This is a genomic window from Leptothoe sp. LEGE 181152, from assembly GCF_032906605.1.
Classification (GTDB): Bacteria; Cyanobacteriota; Cyanobacteriia; order Phormidesmidales; family Phormidesmidaceae; genus Leptothoe; species Leptothoe turfae.
Genome location: NZ_JASATU010000047.1, coordinates 125,672 through 143,260, shown reverse-complemented (window position 1 = coordinate 143,260; position 17,589 = coordinate 125,672). Strand labels below are relative to the sequence as shown.

20 protein-coding genes are annotated in these 17,589 nt (G+C 47.5%); 7 read left to right on the top strand and 13 right to left on the bottom strand.

Annotated features, from left to right (window positions below):
- The first annotated feature begins 417 nt into the window (after positions 1 to 417).
- Positions 418 to 1,377 (top strand): RpoD/SigA family RNA polymerase sigma factor, encoded by a 960-nt coding sequence (locus tag QGP82_RS23145; protein WP_163662282.1) that lies wholly within the window; start codon positions 418 to 420, stop codon positions 1,375 to 1,377.
- Here QGP82_RS23145 and QGP82_RS23140 read toward each other — a convergent pair.
- From QGP82_RS23140 to rplU, 4 genes are all read right to left on the bottom strand, one after another.
- Positions 1,374 to 1,691, bottom strand: coding sequence for a hypothetical protein (locus tag QGP82_RS23140; protein WP_499061163.1), 318 nt, complete (start codon positions 1,689 to 1,691; stop codon positions 1,374 to 1,376). The genes QGP82_RS23145 and QGP82_RS23140 overlap by 4 nt on opposite strands.
- Positions 1,692 to 1,975: 284 nt before the next feature.
- On the bottom strand, positions 1,976 to 2,482 hold the full coding sequence (locus tag QGP82_RS23135; protein WP_163698610.1) for a hypothetical protein: 507 nt from the start codon (positions 2,480 to 2,482) through the stop codon (positions 1,976 to 1,978).
- Between the two features lie 512 nt (positions 2,483 to 2,994).
- Positions 2,995 to 3,255 (bottom strand): 50S ribosomal protein L27, encoded by a 261-nt coding sequence (gene rpmA / locus QGP82_RS23130; RefSeq protein ID WP_163662288.1) that lies wholly within the window; start codon positions 3,253 to 3,255, stop codon positions 2,995 to 2,997.
- A gap of 60 nt (positions 3,256 to 3,315) precedes the next feature.
- Positions 3,316 to 3,681 (bottom strand): 50S ribosomal protein L21, encoded by a 366-nt coding sequence (gene rplU / locus QGP82_RS23125; protein WP_163698612.1) that lies wholly within the window; start codon positions 3,679 to 3,681, stop codon positions 3,316 to 3,318.
- 264 nt (positions 3,682 to 3,945) lie between these two features.
- Here rplU and QGP82_RS23120 point away from each other — a divergent pair, with 264 nt between their 5' ends.
- The 4 genes from QGP82_RS23120 (at position 3,946) to murI (ending at position 8,739) form a co-directional block, all read left to right on the top strand.
- Entirely contained in the window at positions 3,946 to 4,959 is a 1,014-nt protein-coding gene (locus QGP82_RS23120; protein WP_163662291.1) for a GDSL-type esterase/lipase family protein, read from the top strand.
- A 102-nt stretch (positions 4,960 to 5,061) separates the two neighbouring features.
- Complete coding sequence (locus tag QGP82_RS23115) at positions 5,062 to 5,874, top strand: carbon-nitrogen hydrolase family protein (protein WP_163662293.1); 813 nt, start codon at positions 5,062 to 5,064, stop codon at positions 5,872 to 5,874.
- Positions 5,875 to 6,019: 145 nt separating this feature from the next.
- Entirely contained in the window at positions 6,020 to 7,435 is a 1,416-nt protein-coding gene (locus QGP82_RS23110; RefSeq protein WP_163662295.1) for a cation:proton antiporter, read from the top strand.
- A gap of 458 nt (positions 7,436 to 7,893) precedes the next feature.
- Entirely contained in the window at positions 7,894 to 8,739 is an 846-nt protein-coding gene (gene murI, locus QGP82_RS23105) for a glutamate racemase (RefSeq protein ID WP_163698617.1), read from the top strand.
- 176 nt (positions 8,740 to 8,915) lie between these two features.
- On the opposite strand, the gene QGP82_RS23100 is transcribed toward murI, so the two are convergent.
- The 4 genes from QGP82_RS23100 to QGP82_RS23085 form a co-directional block, all read right to left on the bottom strand.
- Entirely contained in the window at positions 8,916 to 9,869 is a 954-nt protein-coding gene (locus QGP82_RS23100) for a 3'(2'),5'-bisphosphate nucleotidase (RefSeq protein ID WP_499061162.1), read from the bottom strand.
- Between the two features lie 84 nt (positions 9,870 to 9,953).
- Positions 9,954 to 10,811 carry a PfkB family carbohydrate kinase gene (locus QGP82_RS23095; protein WP_499061161.1) on the bottom strand — a complete coding sequence of 286 codons (858 nt, stop codon included), beginning with the start codon at positions 10,809 to 10,811 and terminating at the stop codon, positions 9,954 to 9,956.
- A gap of 10 nt (positions 10,812 to 10,821) precedes the next feature.
- A complete protein-coding gene (locus tag QGP82_RS23090) occupies positions 10,822 to 11,178 on the bottom strand; it encodes a HepT-like ribonuclease domain-containing protein (protein WP_163662303.1) in 357 nt (118 codons plus the stop codon).
- The gene (locus QGP82_RS23085; protein WP_163662305.1) at positions 11,165 to 11,536 is read right to left on the bottom strand and encodes a nucleotidyltransferase family protein; all 372 of its coding nucleotides are present in this window, start codon (positions 11,534 to 11,536) and stop codon (positions 11,165 to 11,167) included. Before QGP82_RS23085 ends, QGP82_RS23090 begins: the two co-directional genes overlap by 14 nt.
- Positions 11,537 to 11,635: 99 nt before the next feature.
- On the opposite strand from QGP82_RS23085, the gene rsmI reads away from it, so the two are divergent.
- Positions 11,636 to 12,484 carry a 16S rRNA (cytidine(1402)-2'-O)-methyltransferase gene (gene rsmI, locus QGP82_RS23080; RefSeq protein WP_163662307.1) on the top strand — a complete coding sequence of 283 codons (849 nt, stop codon included), beginning with the start codon at positions 11,636 to 11,638 and terminating at the stop codon, positions 12,482 to 12,484.
- 74 nt (positions 12,485 to 12,558) lie between these two features.
- On the opposite strand, the gene QGP82_RS23075 is transcribed toward rsmI, so the two are convergent.
- The 5 genes from QGP82_RS23075 to QGP82_RS23055 form a co-directional block, all read right to left on the bottom strand.
- The gene (locus QGP82_RS23075) at positions 12,559 to 13,059 is read right to left on the bottom strand and encodes a GNAT family N-acetyltransferase (protein ID WP_499061159.1); all 501 of its coding nucleotides are present in this window, start codon (positions 13,057 to 13,059) and stop codon (positions 12,559 to 12,561) included.
- Positions 13,060 to 13,140: 81 nt separating this feature from the next.
- Entirely contained in the window at positions 13,141 to 13,722 is a 582-nt protein-coding gene (locus tag QGP82_RS23070; protein ID WP_163662310.1) for a J domain-containing protein, read from the bottom strand.
- 147 nt (positions 13,723 to 13,869) lie between these two features.
- Positions 13,870 to 14,466, bottom strand: coding sequence for an ATP-dependent Clp protease proteolytic subunit (locus QGP82_RS23065; RefSeq protein WP_163662312.1), 597 nt, complete (start codon positions 14,464 to 14,466; stop codon positions 13,870 to 13,872).
- Positions 14,467 to 14,499: 33 nt separating this feature from the next.
- Complete coding sequence (locus QGP82_RS23060) at positions 14,500 to 15,138, bottom strand: ATP-dependent Clp protease proteolytic subunit (protein ID WP_499061158.1); 639 nt, start codon at positions 15,136 to 15,138, stop codon at positions 14,500 to 14,502.
- Positions 15,139 to 15,140: 2 nt separating this feature from the next.
- Entirely contained in the window at positions 15,141 to 15,833 is a 693-nt protein-coding gene (locus tag QGP82_RS23055; protein WP_163662316.1) for an ATP-dependent Clp protease proteolytic subunit, read from the bottom strand.
- A gap of 390 nt (positions 15,834 to 16,223) precedes the next feature.
- Here QGP82_RS23055 and QGP82_RS23050 point away from each other — a divergent pair, with 390 nt between their 5' ends.
- Positions 16,224 to 17,453 carry a vWA domain-containing protein gene (locus QGP82_RS23050; protein ID WP_499061157.1) on the top strand — a complete coding sequence of 410 codons (1,230 nt, stop codon included), beginning with the start codon at positions 16,224 to 16,226 and terminating at the stop codon, positions 17,451 to 17,453.
- Positions 17,454 to 17,589: the final 136 nt, after the last annotated feature.

Sequence of the window (17,589 nt, the reverse complement as noted above, 5' to 3'; positions counted from 1 at the left end):
TGATGTTGCTAATTCCAACTTACAGAGCTGATCGGAGAAAGAACTGAAGCGTAGATAAACGGTTGCTTAACGTTCTGGGAATACCATGGCTGCCTCGCCGATTAACTTATGTAAAGGACTACATTAAAAACACTAATGCAATCGACCCCAGCCTAGGGAGGGGGAAATCCGTACAGTCAAGCATTTTTCCTTGACAAATCAGATAGTTCGGCAAACCGCAAAATTTAAATACGGCTTTCCACCCCTGTAAGCAATTCTGATTTTTATTTACATTAATTAATACAAAAGGATTGATTAAGACTCAATTAGCCATTCCCAATCACTGATCCGTTGGGGCCATTCAAGTTTTCCATAGCCTGACAGGTGATTGCACACCTCAAGATCAAAGTCAATTTTACTTTTAAGCACGTTCGAAAAATGAGCACTGTTCAAAACGATAAGGATTTAGTTCGCATCTACTTAAAAGAGATTGGTCGTGTACCCTTACTAACGCCAGAACAGGAGGTTACCTTTGGCAATGCGGTGCGGACATTGATGACGATTGAAACTATAAAGGATGGCCTTGCAGAATCTCTTGGCCATGAGCCGACTTTAGAAGACTGGTCCAAGGCAGCTAATCTGACGATTGATGAACTCAAAATGGCTGTGGAGCAAGGTCAGCGAGCTAAACGTCAAATGGTGGAAGCTAACCTGAGATTGGTAGTTTCTGTGGCGAAAAAGTATCTCAAACGTAACGTCGAGATACTCGATCTCATTCAAGAAGGCACCATTGGTTTGCAACGAGGCGTAGAAAAATTTGATCCGTCCAAAGGATATCGGTTTTCTACCTATGCTTATTGGTGGATTCGGCAGGCAATGACGCGTGCGATCGCAGAGAAAAGTCGCACAATGCGTTTGCCTATTCATATCCACGAAAAGATCAACAAAATCAAAAAGACTCAGCGACAGTTGGCGCAACAGCTGGGCCGTTCTGCCACATTTCAAGAAATTGCTAATGCTTTAGATTTGCCGCTTGAAAAAGTTCGCGATTGCATCAGTTATAATCGGCAACCCCTCTCTCTCGATCTACGTTTAGGGGATAACCAAGATGTAGAACTCGGTGATCTTCTAGAAGACGATAGTCAATCACCAGAGGACTATGCAGCTCAAGAACTGATGCACTCAGACGTCGCTGACATGATGAGCACGTTAACTAAGCAGCAACAAGAAGTCCTTTCATTACATTTTGGCCTCAAGGGTGGTCAAAAAATGACATTTGCTCAAATTGGCTCACAACTCAACGTCAGTCGTGAGCGAGCTCGCCAGATTGAGCGAGAGGCCTTCAAATTTCTGCGCCGTAACTATAACTCCGCTCGCAAGCATCTAGCAACCGCTTAATCAACAGCTGACTCCAGTAACGCATTAAGCTGCTGCACTCGGACATCTTGCCGCTGCCGTAGGATACGTCTGTAGGAATTAACGAGGGATTGAGCCAATTGACCTTCAACGATAGCCGCCTCGTCACGGGATGCAAAAGGAGATGCCAATAACGGCTGTACCGAGGGTTGCAAAAACGTGCTAGTCAACTCTGTAAACAGAGCTTCATCCCAAACTAAGCCTGATTCGTAAGCCTCGGGAGCCACTGTCAGATGGGCCTTAGCCATACAACGAATCACACTACGTAACGGATAGAAAAGACATTGGGATGCCATGGCTTAAATCTTGAGGAAACCTAAAAACAACAGTTAATTGTTGTGCAGTATACGTCTCTTTTTTTCTTTTTTCAAATTCTTTCTTAGTGTGCCCAACCCATAGGTCGACAGCACTAAGTAATAGTACTTACAATGCGCCCCATTAATTTTTAGCTGTCTAGGGTAATGCACTGAACCAGTCAAGACTGTAGCTTTAAACACAAGAAAAGCTGGTGAACAAAAATTCACCAGCCTAACGCCATGCATTAGAAAGATCTACCTGTCAAAACAAGCTATGTGAGACCTTAAGCAGGATAAACTTGTAGAAGCTTACCAGCCAGGTACCCGTAACCAATGATTGGCTGGCTGCAATTATGCTTAACAGGGCCAACCTGAGCTACTGCTGCTACACCGTAAAGACCGGCAGTTAGCTGAGCATCTTCAGGCGTACCTGTCCACTTCAGTTCATACTCATAGGTATCTTTCACCGTTGTGATGACAACTTCTACATCCTCTTCAGCCGCTGCACCACCAATACCTTCGAAGGCAAAGCGGACATGGACGTCAGTGCCTAGACACATTAGCAGTGAAGTCAGCGGGCTCTTGTTAAACGTAACTTTTAAGCTAACAGAAAGCTCTTCGCTATCAGCAACAATATAAGGAGAGTTAGCAGGAGCAGGTGTCAAACCAGCTTTTGTATCATCACTTGTTCCAGCGATAGTCAAATCGCTCATTGAGAAAAAAGAAGGACCAAGAATATTCTTGGAATAGGTCTCAGAACCGAAAAATTGTTTGGTTGGTTGAGCAGTCATAAGAATGTCCTAATGTTATTCGTTTAAGCCGAAAACTGATACAAAAAAGTGCTTTTTACGCTTTTTTTGATTAGCTTTACAGCGCATTTACATCATGCTTGATACTTTTTAGAAGACCATCACCCACGAGGGTAATGTTTTAGAAAAGAGATTAAAAACAGAAATAAAAAATCAAATTAAACAGATTTTTGTATATCATGAATTATCAATTCTGAGAACTCTTCACCCTATCGGTTACCAATCAAAAAACTGACAGAATACTCTCCCAATCTCACGGTACAGATTAAGTTCTAAAATCACCTACCATAGGCATGCAAAAACTAGCCCAACGTCAGCAACAACAATGCATTAATACATTTTGTAGTATATTTGAACACATATATATCATTCAGCCTTAATTAATGAGTGCCATCACTCCCATAGGTACTAAGAGCATAGCTGCCATAAAAAACGCCTCGACTTTAGTAGTCGAGGCGTTTTTAAATCAACAATATGACTGCTGATAAAAGTGCCTAAGCTGTAGCTGGATAAACGCTTACTTTTTTACGACTCTTACCCTTGCGCTCAAAGGTAACTACGCCATCAATTAAAGCAAATAGGGTGTCATCACTACCACGTCCTACATTCTCACCAGGGTGAACTTTAGTACCACGCTGACGAATGATGATGTTGCCTGCAACTACTGCTTCACCACCATATTTTTTAACGCCTAGGCGTTTCGCGTTTGAGTCGCGACCATTTCGCGTACTACCCGTACCTTTCTTATGAGCCATTACTTAAATCTCCGTGTCTACCTAAGTATAAACTGACTACTAATGCCTTGATTCAGCGCTCTATTCTTCTTCGCTAGCAGCAGGAGCGTCTTCCGCAGTGATCGTTTTACCACCAATATTGATGGCATCAATCATCAGGCGAGTGAGTTCTTGACGGTGACCACGTTTCTTACGGGTCTTCTTCTTAGGCTTCATCTTGTAAACGATGACCTTTTTGCCTCGTAAGTGGCGGACTACAGTACCACTCACGCTAGCACCCTCTACAAGAGGCTGACCGATACTAGTTTCACCATCATCATTAACTAGTAGCACCTTATCAATAGTGATACTGGTATCTTCATCTACTGCTAGACGATTGATATCGTAAAAGCGACCAGGCTCAACACGCAGTTGGGTACCACTCGCTTCGATAATTGCGTATGTCATTCTTTCTCCCTTGCCGTACAGGTAGCATTGCCTGCTTCAAACCTGATCCGAGCAGTTTTTTGCACAGACTCTAATCATCGTTAATTTTGGCAGATGCTGTCAAGGGTTAATTAGAGACACTACAGAATCAACTGATTATCTATTTCCGAAATTCTTTACAGTTTTTGATATATGGGTCTGGACCATATTTCGTCCTGATTGCCCCTGGAGCATGCGTTTTAAGTATATAAGTTCTGTTCTCCATAGGCGAGGAAATTCAGGCATATGTCAGACCTACTGATGTTGATGGCACAGCTCACTGCTGCGGAACCCCTTAGTGGTCCGAATTCGGACGCTGACATCGCGCCGATGGCTCAAGCCGCTGTGGATGCAGCTAGCCAGATTGAGCAGTCGCTCCCTCAACCAGCAGTACTGGGCGACATGGCTCTGACACCTGAGTTTTCTAGGGAAGTTGCGGCTCGCAGACAAAAACTTTTACACCTCCAGCAAACAGCGCGTCACCGCCCTGCACCAACGGCCTACGCGACCACGCCTCGGGCATTGGAGGTAGCTCGTCGTCAGGCAACCGTAATTGCTGGGCCTCGACCGAATAGTGGTCCACAGCTGTTTGAGCAACGTTGGGCTGCGTTAAAATCTGGTTCGTTATATACACGGGTAGCACCAGAGAGTTTCCAAGGTCAGTGGGCCAAAGCAACGTATCAGCCCACCTATGAAGAATGGCAAGGCCTATTAAAGCAAGAGGCAGATGCGATCGCATCTGGCCAAGGCAGCAATCGACTCACCGTTGTCGTCGGCGATTCCCTGAGCATGTGGCTGCCTCCTGAGCTATTGCCTCGCGATCGCTTCTGGCTCAACCAAGGAATTTCTGGCGATACTACAAGTGGTATCCTCAAGCGACTTTCCGCATTCGCCAACACCAGCCCCGACACCATTCATCTCATGGCCGGTGTTAACGACCTCAAAAACGGGGCCAGCGACCACGAAATTCTGACCAACCTCAACCAGATCATGGCGCGACTACGACAGCAGCACCCCTATGCCCGCGTCGTTGTCCATTCCATCCTGCCTACCCGTTGGGAAAATATCCCCAGCAGTCGTGTGCGCTCCCTCAATACCCGTATCGCTGAACTCACCGACTACCATCAGTTAGATTACTTAGACCTCCATCCCAGCTTCAGTAACGATACCGGCAATCTTCGCCAAGAATTGACGACGGATGGCTTACATCTCAACCGATTAGGCTACCAAGTCTGGCAACTAGCTCTGTTAGAGGTGTAGAACCGCGATGTATAAAAATAGGCCACCAACGGCGCTTTCCAACTGACCAATTTGCCCCGTAGAATAAAGGGCCAAGGTCAAATATCACTAGTAAGCGCCCACATGAAATCCTATCTGGCTGCAGCGTTGCAGATGACCAGCGTACCTGACCTGAGAAAGAATCTTACTCAGGCCGAGGACCTCATTGACCTGGCCGTACGTCGTGGAGCCGAGTACATTACCCTCCCTGAGAACTTTTCCTTTCTCGGAGATGAAGCCGGTAAGTTAGCCCAAGCCACTGAGATTTGCGCTGCCAGTGAGCAGTTTCTCAAAACCATGGCCCAACGCTATCAGGTCACATTGTTGGGTGGTGGATACCCTGTCCCTACAAAAGATGACCGTGTTTATAACACGGCACTTTTAGTTGACCCCAACGGCAAGGTCTTGTTGCGTTACGAAAAGGTACATCTATTTGATGTCAACCTGCCCGATGGCAATACCTATCAAGAATCTGCCACAGTCACCTCGGGACATCAACTACCAACGGTATGCAAAACTCCTAATCTCGGAGTTCTAGGCATGTCCGTTTGTTATGATGTGCGTTTTCCAGAACTCTATCGGCACTTATCTCAACTAGGGGCAGAAGTGATTACGGTGCCTGCAGCCTTTACGGCTTATACCGGCAAAGATCATTGGCAAGTATTGCTCCAGGCACGAGCCATTGAAAACACTTGTTATATAATTGCCCCTGCCCAGACTGGGTTCCATAACACCATTCGCCAGTCCCATGGCCATGCCATGATTGTTGATCCCTGGGGTATTGTGCTAGCAGATGCAGGACAAGATGTAGGCATGGCCATCGCCGAAATCACCCCATCACGACTGGGACAGGTCCGACAACAGATGCCATCTCTAAACCATCGGGTATTTGCATAGAGCATCTATTAAATATTTGCAACTCGCATTATGACAGAAGTATGAATTTTTCCTTAAAGAAAGGGATGAACCTGATCGTAATGAGCTAATAGCATCGAGCTAACTCATGTAGAGTAAACAGGATAAGTAAATTTCTACGGTTCGTATGATCGATATAACCGGAGTGCTTTCAGGCATAGAAAGCAGTACGTTTTTATTAGCTGAAGTTAATGAGGCTGAGTTAGGGCCATTTGTCTTAGCCAGCGTGTTACTTAGTTTAATTGTTATTTACTTAGCCGCGAAAATCGGTGGTGAGCTTTGCGCTCGGGTTAATTTGCCATCTGTTCTGGGTGAGCTAGTCGGTGGGGTAATTGTCGGAATCTCAGCCCTCAACCTAGTTGTTTTTCCTGAAGGAGCCGAGCCTGTCCACTCGGTGCTCATGGATTTTGTCCAACTCACCGCCCATTTGGATCCGGATGCGCTGCTAACAATATTTAAAAGCCAGAGTGAGGTGATTTCTGTTCTGGCTGAGATTGGTGTCATTATTCTGCTTTTTGAAATCGGCTTAGAATCCGACCTCAAAGAACTGATTCGAGTCGGTCCCCAAGCAGCAGTTGTTGCCGTTGTCGGTGTAGTTGTACCCTTTGTAGCGGGCACTGCCGGGTTGATTGCCCTATTTAATGTGTCAACAATTCCAGCTGTATTTGCTGGGGCTGCACTCACCGCAACCAGTATTGGTATTACAGCCAAGGTATTGGCAGAGCTGCAAACGCTCAGTTCACGGGAAGGACAAATTATTATTGGTGCTGCTGTTTTAGACGATGTATTAGGCATCATTGTCTTAGCCGTTGTCGCCAGCCTTGCCAAAACCGGTGAAATCGAAATCACCAATGTGATTTTTCTAATTATTGGTGCAGCTGTATTTCTAGTAGGCTCAATTTTGGTTGGGCGGCTACTCAGTCCACTGTTCGTTGCACTGGTCGACAATATGCAAACCCGTGGCCAGGTGCTGATTAGCTCCCTGGTTTTTGCATTTGTGCTGTCCTACATTGCCGCAGCCATTCAGCTAGAAGCAATCCTGGGAGCATTTGCTGCCGGCTTGATTTTGGCTGAAACCAGTAAACGGAAAGAATTGGAGGAACAAATCAGCCCAATTGCAGACATGCTGGTGCCCGTCTTTTTTGTTACCGTGGGTGCCCATACAGACATCAGCGTCCTGAACCCTCTCAACCCAGCGAACCGTGAAGGCTTGGTTATTGCCTCCTTTTTGGTTGTCGTTGCCATCCTCGGCAAAATCATCACTGGATTTACGGTCTTTGGTCAAGATGGAATCAACCGCATGGCCATTGGTGTTGGCATGATTCCTCGAGGCGAAGTGGGTCTGGTGTTTGCCGGCGTAGGTGCTGCTAGTGGCGTCCTCTCAGAATCGTTGGATGCGGCCATTATTGTGATGGTTATCCTGACTACGTTTATCGCCCCGCCACTCCTGCGTGTCGTCTTTAATACCGACGATGATGATGATCCCAATTGTCCCACTGACATAAAAGCTCCCCAAGAAATGGCTGAGGCAGCTACAGACTGAGTTTTCCTTAGACCAAAATCTGTTGTCTATGTGCAACTAGCCGCAGCCGAGTGTGAATAACAAAGCTGTGGCTAGTCGTATAATTGCGCATTATTGCTGATATCGCTGAGGAATTTTAGAGATTACCTTTGGTTCTAGCGAATCAATGGAGTCACTGACGTAGGCTATGGCTGCTGGCTAAGTGTAGGGCGTTGACCAATTTTTTAGACAAAATTAACTCTGACCTGTAAAAAGTAGTTGGATTTAGTTATCATGCGAGCCAATTAAAGCATGTTGCATGGGCTAGGACCATGCAACATGGTCAGATGCTGAGTGGGTTTCATAGCAATTCAGACAGTTCCTACAACATTCGAAGTTACGGCTTTTTGCTTAAAAGTTTTGTATGAAACTAAAATCTGTCAAAAATCCAACTAAACTCTAAGCAACGTAAAATATCCAATTTAGTAAGCGTCTTCCCCATGGCAAAAATCCTTCAGATGCCCATCCAAACCGGTAAAATTGGCGTTTTTGACAGCGGTGTTGGAGGATTAACGGTATTACGGGAGATTATGGCCCATCTCCCCACTGAGTCTCTACTTTACTTTGGCGATACTGCTCGGGTGCCCTATGGCGATCGCTCTCAGACTGAGCTATTAAGGTTTGTGCGGGAAATCATTACTTGGATGCAGGGGCAGGGCGTCAAGATGGTAGTGATGGCCTGTAATACCAGTTCAGCATTGGCCCTAGAAACGGTTCGGGCAGAATTTGACATGCCCATTCTCGGGATTATTTTGCCAGGGGCACGGGCAGCGGCTAAGGCAGGTCGACGCATTGGTGTCATTTCTACAGTCGCGACGGCCAACAGCAATGCTTACAAGCAGGCGATTTTAGAAGCATCGCCAGTAGCTGAAGTTTGGCAAGTTGGCTGTCCTGATTTTGTGCCTTTAATTGAAAAAAATCGGATTGATGATCCCTACACACGGGCAGTGGCTACAGATTATTTGAAGCCTCTGATGGCTGCCAATATCGACACATTGGTATATGGCTGTACCCACTACCCTCACCTAGCTCCATTGATGGAGCAAATTTTGCCACCATCCATTAAGGTGATTAATCCAGCCCAGTCATTGGTGTCTGCTATGGCTAAAGAGTTAGACATGCTGGGCTTACGCAACACCCAGTCGAAACCAGACATAGACTTTTATGTCAGTGGCGATCCAATCAAGTTTGCTAAAGTCTCTGGGCAGTTGATGGGATTTAGTTCACAGGTGCAGCCAGTGAGCTTGTCCGTTTTAGAAGGGCTTGCGATCGCACAATCCGTTTAAGGCCTAACCCATGGGCTATGACTTTCTTCTGTTTAAACTCACGGCCCCATTCGATCTCCTCAAGACCTATCAGAAACTAACACCTTGTTAGACATAAGACCTGGCTCGATGAGATTTCAATATAAAAAAGGGCGCACCCATGGTGCACCCTCCAGGCTTTTAATGAGATGGCTGATCTAGTTAGTCAATACTGCTAGGACCTTGTCGTGAATTTCACCGTTACTGACAACCACACCTTGAGTATCCACAAAGCGAGGCTCCTTGGAGAAGTCTAAGGTCTTGCCATGCATATCGGTTACTTTGCCACCGGCCTCTTCAATTACCAACACACCAGCCGCATGATCCCAGATCTTTTCACGATATCCAGGGTACTTAGGAGAGGGTAGTCGCAAATAAAGGACGGCATTACCAGAGGCGACAGTACCATATTTAGCCTGGCTATCCATACGAATGGCCTCAGTGGTAATACCAGCCGCCTGGGCAATGCGTGAATGAAGCTCTTGGTCACTGTGGGCCACACTTTCCACAAAACGGAAGTTAGCAGTGTCAGAAGAAGACGTTACAGAAATCTTCTCAGGATTGTTGCCATCCATGTCCATCATCATGGTCCCTTCACCGCGAACAGCCACGAACAAGATGCCAGAACGTCCATTTAACTTCAGGGCAGGACACCCTAAGACACCCACCTTCAAATCACCATCTTCCACCATGGCCAGGGCAACGGCATACTGGTCACCCCGCAAAAAGCCCTTGGTACCATCAATGGGATCTAGGGTCCAATAGCGGGGGCTCACATCACCATTACCTTGGTCAATCCAGCCAGGAATCTGCTCATCGGTAGCATCAGGAAGAACAGCCTTGACATAGCCAGTCACCTGGGTAAGCCGAGCGGCCATCTCTGGCGTTCTGAGATCGTCAGCGTCTTCTTCACCGACAATGGGATCGTTGGGGAAGGCGTCTTTAAGCATTTTGCATACAATCGCCTGGGCACCAAAGTCGGCGACAGTTACCGGGCTTTTATCAGATTTTTCAATCGCTTCAGGTACCATTTCCGCCCGTACTTTTTCACATATAGTGGCCGCAGCTTTCACTGCTGCGATCGCAATTTCTTTTTCCTTTTCGTAGGCCATAATAATAACGCTAAAGATTTAACAAAAAGTTAGACGACTCCCTGTACAGTTTACCGAACCATACTGATGCCCTCAGTAGAGAATCTATGAATTTGTCTGGATTGACTCACCATAATCACGAATCCATGTGCGGGTACCAAAGGTTCGACAGCTAAAGCTAGCCACCCGAGTCGCCTCTGCCAAAGCCCTTGGGAAATCGCCTGCCCAAGCATAGCAAAATGCCCCATGGAAAATATCCCCTGCCCCCAAGGTATCCACCACGGTTGTCGTCGGCACCGGTAGCTCGCCCACCCGCCCCTGATCGCTGAAGACAATGGGTCGCTTACCATGGGTAATGGCAATATGGGGTATCCCTAGTCCTTGTAGGTAAGTCAACGCATCTTGGTCATCCGGCGGTTTAAAGTTTGCCGACGCAATCACCACTGTGGCCAGGGCAAGCACCTGGTCAAACCCCGACTTCCAACTACCTGCATCCACAACAACAGGAATACCTAACGGCTTAGCAGCTTTGGCAATTTGTTGCCCCAATGCCATTTGATGACCATCCAACAGCACAATGTCTATACCCGTCAGATCCACGGCTTGAGGGTCTACCTGCAATCCCACTGCGTTCCGGGAAATAACAGCACGCTCCCCTGAGGCTTTAGAAACAACAATGGAAGACATTGGTGGCGGGTCCTGGCGTTCAGGTGTCAAATCCTGAAGGCTCACTCCTACTTGAGCCATATCACCCCGCAGCAGCGTTGTGACTGGGTGTTGCCCCACTGCTGCCATCACAGTGGCATTGCCTCCTAAGGCAGCAAACGCCACCGCCGCATTCGTTGCCGGGCCACCTGCTGCCATCATTGCGGCCTCAGCCACCAGCTTCTCATTTGCTTGGGGTGGTCGCTGCGCTTGATAAATGCAGTCGAGGGTCATGAGCCCAACAAATAGTCCACGCATATGGAAATAATCAGTCAATCGCTGGCATATCTTGCAGCAAGCTATCCAAACTCATCAAAAGTGCAGGTAAGGTGTTCTGAATAATCATCCAAAGTAATTTGTAATTTACCCGCTCATAGCGATGGGCAATAATATTCCTCAATGCAACCGTATTGCGCCAATCGATTTCAGGATGTGCCTGTTGAAACTCTACCGATACTCGTCGACAAGCTTCTCCTAAAATTTCAAAATTACGTTCTACCACCCTTTTTATCCAGAGTGTTTCCAAGAAACTGTCTTCAGAAAAATCAGCTGTAAATTCCTGGATTTCTCGAATCGCTCGGGCCATATCCCAAATGGCAGCAGCATCTCGATTAAGATCGCTCATAGATAATACGATTTGTCTTTAGAATTTCTGCCCGTCGATAAGGATTCTCCAGAAGGTGTTTTTGTACTAAATCAACTTTGCGTTTAAAAAGTTTTTCAGATGTTTCCTGTAAATCTAACCATATGGGCCAAGTTAGCTTTTGTTCCGGAGCAAATTCTATTAAAAGATCTACATCGCTGGGATTTTCCCCATCTGGTCGGAAATCATCCCGTAAGACTGACCCAAACACCCCTAGTTCAACGATGTCAAACTGCTCGCAGAATTTGACTATTTGGTCATAGTCCACCTGCAAACGTTTTTTGAGAATGTCCAATACTGAACTTTCTGATATTGAGCTTTCAGAACCAGTGCTTTGCATGGCAAATTCGAGAAAGTTGCAGTCAGGATATACGTTTAGGCGGCAATGAACCTGTATTTCAATTGTATGGTTAAGGAAGACTTGTAACCAATACTGACGTTGTCTACTGCTGGTACGCTTTACCTGGTTGCCACCCCCATTGGCAACCTTGAGGATATTACTTTTCGGGCTGTTCGTATCCTGCAGGAAGCGGATCTAATCGCAGCGGAAGATACCCGGCACACGGGTAAGCTGCTACATCATTATCAGATCGAGACGCCGCAGATAAGCTATCACGAGCATAATGCTCAGGCGAGAATACCTCAGCTAATTGAAAAACTGCAAGCAGGCCAAACCATTGCCCTGGTAAGCGATGCGGGTATGCCAGGGATTTCGGATCCAGGCTATGAACTGGTGTGTGCCTGCACTGAAGCCGGAATCGTTGTCAGTCCAATTCCAGGGCCTGTGGCGGTGGTGAGTGCGATCGCAGCCTCAGCATTACCCTCAGATCGCTTTACCTTCGAAGGATTTCTGCCAGTTAAAGGGAAATCAAGAGCTGAACGACTGACGCAATTAGCAACAGAACCACGCACCATGGTGCTTTACGAAAGCCCCCATCGGTTGATCAAAACCCTGGCCGATTTGCAAACCCATTTGGGGGGTGAGCGCCGGGTGACCATAGCGCGGGAATTAACCAAGCGTTATGAGGAATTTTGGCGCGGTACGGTGGTGGGTGCGATCGAACACTTTACGGTAACTGAGCCGAGGGGAGAGTTTACAGTTGCGATCGCAGGCCACATACACACCCCTAAACCGATCTCTGAAGCCGATCTCATCCAACAGCTAGAAACCCTGATCTCCCAGGGACTTTCTCCTTCTAAAGCCAGCCGCCAGCTCGCCCAGGCAACCGGTCTCTCCAAACGAGAGATTTATCAACTCAGCCTCACGGTGAAACCAAAAGAGGAATAAATTTTTCAATCAATATGTAGGGGCGTTCCATGGAACGCCCCTACATATAAATAAATATATTGATTTTGCGGGTTCTATCGTTCCGGCAACGCCAACCAAGCATCCCAACTCAAATCCCGCCCCGGAAAACCGACCGATGCAAACGGCCATGTATCGTCTAACCATTGACGCACAGTAGCCAGCAAACGATCTTCTAGGCCACTAGCCAATTCACTTTGCCGTGCCCACAGCAGGGCATAGGCATCATAGCCCTGGCGATCCGATGGATAAAAATACACACAGCCCAGGCAGCGGCTTTCATCCAGACTCATCATGGTATAAGCAAAAGAGGTGCGCCGCTGAAATTCCTTTTGATGCCAGCCTAGGTCAATTAAGTCTTGCTCTAAGGTCAAACCATCTGGCCAAGTACTGGGCGGTGGAAAAATCCCCTTCAGATGGTCAGCACTGGTGATAACTGCCTCAAAGTCTTTGACCACATCATTAACCGTCAGCATTCGTAGACGATACTCATCGGTTTCCAGCACCGCTGGCACATCAAAATCTGACGGAACAAAGGAAGAAGTCGAAGTACCCACGTTAAAACTGCTGTTTTAGTACTTTTAGAATTTTTAGCACGCTGTAGAGCTGATTGCAGGCCCAATTAAAAATTACAACTGCTATCTTAAGCGTTGTTCAATGGATTGGAAATCGCGGTTAATTTCAACCCAGAGAGATTTATTTAAAGGGTCCGTTTTTAGAGCTTTATCTAAATAAATGCGGGCTTTTCCTAACTGGCCTTGGGTGATCAGCTGACGGCCCCAACGTTGGTAGGTGATGGCCTGCCACTGACGAACTTCTGGGTCTTGGGTGATGCGCTGAGCAAGGCCCTCCACAAGTGCGATCGCACGCGGATACTTCTGCTGTTTGAACAACATCTGCAATTGCCGATAGGAATCTTGCTTCAGCTTTTGCTCATGATCCGATAATCCTGGATTCGTTTGAACCGGACTAGGTTCTTCTTCTACCGGAGTCTTTGCCACCACAGCGTCCTCTTCTTGAGGTTCCTCATCAGGCTGCAATATCTCCAGCAATGCGTCGTAGGCTTTAGTCACCTTGATGAAACGATCTTGAGCCCTTTGATCATCAGGATTAACATCTGGATGATACTTACGCGCCAACTTACGATAGGCGGCTTTGACATCATCAAATGATGCCCCCGTTCGTAACCCTAATGTGCGGTAATGATCAGCTAGCCCCATTTCACCCAATAACTGCTTCAGATTCTGCCATTAAAACGCAGAACATGACGAATATTACGCCACGCTTGGAAAATTAGGTGAGAACCTCAATTTTTAGGCGTGGCCCATGAGTTTGGTGTGCAAAATGAAAATTGAGAGGCGCATCTATTACACGCGCTCTTCAATTACCCGATCAATCAGACCATAGGCTTTTGCCTCTTCCGCCGACATGAAATTATCCCGGTCTGTATCCCTTTCAATTTGCTCAATCGTTTGGTTAGTATGCTCAGCCATCAAGCTATTTAAGCGACGCTTAATCTGAACAATGTGATTAGCCTCAATTTCAATGTCTGTTGCCTGACGCTGACCAACACCGCCCAATGGCTGGTGAATCATGATACGAGAATGCGGCAGCGCTAGACGCTTACCGGGAGAACCGGCACATAACAAAAATGAGCCCATGGAAGCAGCTAGCCCCACACAGATCGTAACGACCTCTGACTTGATGTAGCGCATGGTGTCGTAAATTGCCATGCCAGCTGTAACCGAGCCACCTGGAGAGTTGATATAGAGGTAAATCGGCTTGCTGGGATCATCAGAATCCAGATACAGCATGTAAGCCACGATGGCATTAGCGATACCGTCTGTAACTTCTTCAGTTAAGAAAATGATGCGCTCACGAAACAGACGCTCGTATATGCTGATCCATTGTTCATAGGTGCTACCAGGAAGGCGATATGGAACGCTGGGAATACCGATAGGCATGGGGTTATAGGGGGTAAGGGGTTATTTCAAAAATTAAGCAGGTTTCTCAATCACCCGGTCGATCAAGCCATACTCAATGGCTTCTTGGGGGGTGAGGTAAAAAATCCGCTCCATGTCCTTATGGATCTTTTCTTCAGGCTGACCAGTGTTCTCACTTAGCAGCTGAGTGATCAATGCTGATTTACTCAGGACCTCGTCAGCATTGAGTTCAATATCCGTGGCTTGACCGCGGGTACCACTATAGGGATGCACTAGCGCGATAGACGAATTTGGCAGACTGGAGCGCTTGCCTTTGGCTCCGCAAGATAGCAATACAGCAGACATGCCAATGGCTTGGCCCATGCAGATAGTAATCACATCAGACTTAATATGACGCATGGTGTCATAGATAGCCAGACCCGATGTAATGGACATCATGCCCGCTGAGCCGTCGGCCATTCCAGCCATGACGGGATCACCCAGGGAGTTTATATATAGATAGATGGGCTTACCAGGCTCTTCAGAATCCAGGTATAGAAAAGCCGATATCAGCGAATTCGCCACACCGTCAGTCAAAGGCTGATTTAAAAACAAGATGCGTTCTTGACTCATGCGGGTGTAAATGTTCACCCAAGTCCAACGTTGACTGCCAGGCAGGTTGTAGGGTACTCGAATAGGACGTTCTACAGACATGGCTACCCAATACCCGCTGGAATTTGTGTTGGCAAATCTTTCGTACTTTCTAAGACCCGATCAATGAGACCATACTCCTTAGCTTCCGCAGGAGTCAGGTAGAACATACGATCCGTATCTTTCTGCAATTTTTCGGGCGTTTGTCCAGTGGAACGGGACAGAATATCGAGGGTTGCCTCACGGTTAGCCAGGACTTCCTTTGCACGAATTTGAATATCGGTAGCCTGGCCACGGGCACCCGTACGGGGCTGGTTTAGAACAATGGTTGCATTCGGCAAACTCGCTCGAAATCCTTTGGTACCCGCCGCCAAAATCATGGATGCTGTACCCATGGCTTGACCGATACAAATGGTATGGACCGGTGGGCGAATATAGCGCATGGTGTCACAGATGGCGAAGGCTTCGGTTTCAAAGCCAAGGGCATCACCGGTATACCAGGATGTTCCAGTGGAATTGATATAGAAATAGATAGGTTTATCGGGATCGTCAAATTCTAAATAGAGCAGCTGGGCAATGATCAGTCTGGTGACGTCCATACCCATTTGACGCTTGTAATCGTCTGACGACACTAGGGGCGTACCCAAGTAGACAATCCGCTCTTTCAGAAGAAGCGATTGTAGATCGGGAGGGGGAGTACGAAACGCGGCATCCCCGCCATAGTAAGGAGCCTGTACGGCTTTAATATTAGAACTCATAGACCCAGTTAGCCCTCTGCGGTGTCAGCTGTTCACCGTTCAACGTTTTAATTCAATGGGTGCGATGTCACGTCCCATTGACGTCTACATAGTTTAACTCGCTCTGAACAAGCTAGCAGGCTAGGAATTTGGGGGATATCCGCCCATGGAATGGGTCTTTTTAAGGAATTTTGCGTCAAGTTATGTAGCCCTATCTGCACGTTCCCCACATCTTGCCATCACACTATGTTTATCCCGACGGGAACATTAGCGTTTGAGATTGACTAGAGCGTTGTCTTTGGTAGTAATTTTTCGGCAAATTACGTCAATGCTTTAAGCACATTAGGGTGATGTATTTAGGGTGAATCTCCAGAACCATATCGATAGCACCATTGGTAGGGAAACGAACGTATGAAAGCTAACGTGCAGTGGTCCATTAGCGATCGCAACCTAGACACCGCTCAAACCAATAGCCAGCGCCACTTAGCCATTTCCGTCCAGGCCGCATCCAGTGGTGACCGTCCCCCCTTAAACCTATGTCTCATCCTCGATCAAAGCGGCTCCATGGGCGGCACTCCCATCAAAACCGTCCGCGCTGCTGCCAAGAAAATTGTCGATAACCTATCTCCCCAAGACCGCATTTCGGTGGTGTCGTTTGATCACGAAGCGCAGCTAATTGTCGCCAACCAGCCCGCAACGAACCCGGATGCCATCAAACAAGCCATCGAAGGCATTCGCGCTGGTGGTGGTACCGCCATCGACGAAGGTCTGAAACTCGGCATCAAAGAAGTTTCCAAAGGTAAAAGCGGCACCGTTTCCCAAATTTTTCTGCTCACCGACGGTGAAAACGAGCATGGCAGCAATGATCGCTGTCTCAAACTAGCCCAGCTTGCCGTTAGCTATAGCTTTACCGTCAGCACCCTCGGCTTCGGTGACCATTGGAACCAGGATGTGCTGGAACAACTGGCCGATGCAGGAAACGGTAGCCTGACCTACATTCAAAATCCTGACACCGCCATTCAAGAATTCAGCCGTCTCTTTAACCGTGTTCAGGCCGTCAGCCTTACGAATGCGTACCTGGTGCTGACATTGCAACCCCAAGTACGGCTAGCAGAACTAAAGCCCATTGCCCAGGTATTGCCAGAAACGATTGAATTAGACGTCCGTCGAGAAGGCGAGCAAGCCATCGTCCGTCTCGGAGATTTGATGGACAATACCCCCCGCGTTATTCTGGCGAACATCTACATTTCCCAACTACCCGCAGGCGACCATACCATTGCCTATGCTGCCATCCAGTATGATGATCCCACCTTAGGCAGCTCTCTATCCACTGATAAAGCCACTATCAATGTCACCGCTCAAACCGCTTATCAGACCCAAAGCGATCCTCAGGTACAGCGATACATCTTGGCCCTAGCCAAATATCGCCAAACCCAGATTGCAGAAACTAAGCTCCAGGCAGGCGATCGCAGCGGAGCCATCACGATGCTTCAGTCGGCTACCCAAACTGCCCTGCAAATGGGCGACCAAAACGCCGCTACGGTCCTGCAAGAAAATGTTACTCAGCTCCAGACAGGTCAAGACCTGTCAGAGCAGGCCAAAAAGAAAACACGCATTGCCTCTAAAACCATCTTGCAATAGTCAATGAAATACACGTGAGGTTTAGTTTGCCAGCAGGGGGGATCGGTTGGGAGATTAAGTTTAGCGGCTCTATCTGTCGGGTAATGGCGAAATCAACTGCTCAGGGCTTGCCCCCCTGAAACCCCCTTGATCTGGG

Excerpts from the sequence above, each read along its gene's own strand:
- rplU (WP_163698612.1), bottom strand. The coding sequence starts at position 3,681 with ATGACATACGCAATTATCGAAGCGAGTGGTACCCAACTGCGTGTTGAG.
- QGP82_RS23145 (WP_163662282.1), top strand. The coding sequence starts at position 418 with ATGAGCACTGTTCAAAACGATAAGGATTTAGTTCGCATCTACTTAAAA.
- rpmA (WP_163662288.1), bottom strand. The coding sequence starts at position 3,255 with ATGGCTCATAAGAAAGGTACGGGTAGTACGCGAAATGGTCGCGACTCA.
- QGP82_RS23095 (WP_499061161.1), bottom strand. The coding sequence starts at position 10,811 with ATGCGTGGACTATTTGTTGGGCTCATGACCCTCGACTGCATTTATCAA.
- QGP82_RS23090 (WP_163662303.1), bottom strand. The coding sequence starts at position 11,178 with ATGAGCGATCTTAATCGAGATGCTGCTGCCATTTGGGATATGGCCCGA.
- QGP82_RS23050 (WP_499061157.1), top strand. The coding sequence starts at position 16,224 with ATGAAAGCTAACGTGCAGTGGTCCATTAGCGATCGCAACCTAGACACC.
- QGP82_RS23055 (WP_163662316.1), bottom strand. The coding sequence starts at position 15,833 with ATGAGTTCTAATATTAAAGCCGTACAGGCTCCTTACTATGGCGGGGAT.
- QGP82_RS23110 (WP_163662295.1), top strand. The coding sequence starts at position 6,020 with ATGATCGATATAACCGGAGTGCTTTCAGGCATAGAAAGCAGTACGTTT.
- QGP82_RS23115 (WP_163662293.1), top strand. The coding sequence starts at position 5,062 with ATGAAATCCTATCTGGCTGCAGCGTTGCAGATGACCAGCGTACCTGAC.
- QGP82_RS23135 (WP_163698610.1), bottom strand. The coding sequence starts at position 2,482 with ATGACTGCTCAACCAACCAAACAATTTTTCGGTTCTGAGACCTATTCC.
- QGP82_RS23140 (WP_499061163.1), bottom strand. The coding sequence starts at position 1,691 with ATGGCATCCCAATGTCTTTTCTATCCGTTACGTAGTGTGATTCGTTGT.
- QGP82_RS23060 (WP_499061158.1), bottom strand. The coding sequence starts at position 15,138 with ATGTCTGTAGAACGTCCTATTCGAGTACCCTACAACCTGCCTGGCAGT.
- QGP82_RS23070 (WP_163662310.1), bottom strand. The coding sequence starts at position 13,722 with ATGGGGCTAGCTGATCATTACCGCACATTAGGGTTACGAACGGGGGCA.
- murI (WP_163698617.1), top strand. The coding sequence starts at position 7,894 with ATGGCAAAAATCCTTCAGATGCCCATCCAAACCGGTAAAATTGGCGTT.
- QGP82_RS23065 (WP_163662312.1), bottom strand. The coding sequence starts at position 14,466 with ATGCCTATCGGTATTCCCAGCGTTCCATATCGCCTTCCTGGTAGCACC.
- QGP82_RS23100 (WP_499061162.1), bottom strand. The coding sequence starts at position 9,869 with ATGGCCTACGAAAAGGAAAAAGAAATTGCGATCGCAGCAGTGAAAGCT.
- QGP82_RS23085 (WP_163662305.1), bottom strand. The coding sequence starts at position 11,536 with ATGCAAAGCACTGGTTCTGAAAGCTCAATATCAGAAAGTTCAGTATTG.
- QGP82_RS23120 (WP_163662291.1), top strand. The coding sequence starts at position 3,946 with ATGTCAGACCTACTGATGTTGATGGCACAGCTCACTGCTGCGGAACCC.